General features: G+C 67.9%; 1 protein-coding gene. It reads left to right on the plus strand.

The features are described from left to right. Positions 1-19: 19 nt before the first annotated feature. Entirely contained in the window at positions 20-1,474 is a 1,455-nt protein-coding gene (locus NS2_RS35560) for an HNH endonuclease signature motif containing protein (protein ID WP_158544159.1), read from the plus strand. Positions 1,475-1,655 lie beyond the last annotated feature (181 nt).

Raw genomic sequence — 1,655 nt, forward strand, 5'->3', positions numbered from 1 at the left:
CGAATCTATGATCGATGGTATGAGTGAAATTGCTGATGACGCCTTCGCCACCGTTGCGGTGGTCGAGGAGCTGCGCGCGGTCCACTCGGAAATAGCTGCGCTGCAAGCGCGGGAAATCGAGTTGATGACCCGGCTCTACCGGATGCGCCGTGAGGAACAGCTCGACCTCGGGGTCGGGCAGCTCTATGCGGGGGAGGATGCGGCCACCGAGATCGGTGTCGCGTTGAAGACCTCGCAGCGGTCGGCCGACAACCTGATCGGGCTCGGCCTGGGTTTGGAGCACCGCTACCCGGCCACCCGGGAAGCCTTCGCCGCCGGGCGTATCGACCTGCCACGGGTGCGGGCGATCAGCGAGACCCTGACCAATGTCTCCGAGGAGCTGCTCACCGAGTTGGAGCCCAAGATCGTGGCGTATGCGGAAGGCGCTGCCCCGCAGCGGGTCCGCCGTACTGTGCGCCGGTGGCTGCTCGAGGCCGACCCGGAAGGTCAGACCCTGCGGCGTAAGACCGCCGAGGCGGAGCGCTATGTGAATATCACCGCTGCCGACAATGGCACCGCTGTGCTGGATGCGGTGCTCCCGGCCGCGGGTGGTCAGACGGTGTATGAGCGCCTGCGGGAGATGGCCTCCACGCAGTGCTGTGGGCAGGATTCGCGCAACAGCAGCCAGCGTCGTGCTGATGCCCTGGTCGCCCTCGCTGATGGGACCGGGCGGCTGGTGTGCCAGTGCGGGCGCTCCGACTGCCCGCGCGCGGTCACCGCCGAGGAGGTTCCGGTCGCGCGTAAGGCCCTTGTGCAGGTGGGGGTTTCGGCCGAGACATTCGCCGGGTTGCGGGACAACCCGGCGTTGCTGGCGGGGCTGGGTGCCATCGATGCCGATCTCGCGCGTAGCGTCGCCCGTCACGCCCGGTTCGACATCATCACCGAGACCAGCCAGAACACCGAAAATCCTGGTGTGGAACCGGAATTGCGGTACCGGCCCCGCACACGCCTGGCCCGGCGTGTGCGTGCTCTCGACGGGACCTGCCGGGCTCCGGGCTGTCACGTCCCCGCCGCCGCCACCGATCTCGACCACCAGGACCGGTTCGACCACACCGACCCCGCATCCGGCGGGCACACCACCGAAGACAATTTGGGTGCCCGGTGTCGGCGTCATCACCGGCTCAAGACATTGGCCGACAACCACGCCAACGGTTGGCAGGTCCTCCACCACCCGGGCCGTGAGGTGGAATGGCGCACGCCCACCGGTGATTCGGTCACCACCACACCCGAAGGCGTCGACTACCTGTTCCCGCGCACCCCCGTCGCCCCGGTCACCGGGGGCGGGGTCCCGGACGTGGCCGCGCCCGTACCGTGGTTCGATCCCGGGATCGCGGTCAACACGTTGACCGAGTTGATCCACGTCTACACCACACCCGCCCAGCGCAAGCAGGCCCGGCGGGAACGGATTGCCCGGTTGGCTCGGCACAACATGTGATTCAGATGCTCGAGGCCGTGTAACGCGGGGGAAGACTACTCGGGTGCATCACCGGCGACCGGAATGCTCGCGTCGGCATGTACCGGAAGTGTGGTTGCGTCGCCTGCCCTACCGGGCCTTCGCTGACGCGGCTCGAGGGCCGTGACTCGCCTACCGGCCCACGGACTGCACGGATCACCTT

Origin of the sequence: Nocardia seriolae NBRC 15557 (assembly GCF_007990715.1) — a bacterium.
In the GTDB taxonomy this organism is placed as follows: Bacteria; Actinomycetota; Actinomycetes; order Mycobacteriales; family Mycobacteriaceae; genus Nocardia; species Nocardia seriolae.

Bases quoted from the DNA above. Each gene is read 5' to 3' on its own strand.
- NS2_RS35560 (WP_158544159.1), top strand. From the start codon at position 20: ATGAGTGAAATTGCTGATGACGCCTTCGCCACCGTTGCGGTGGTCGAG.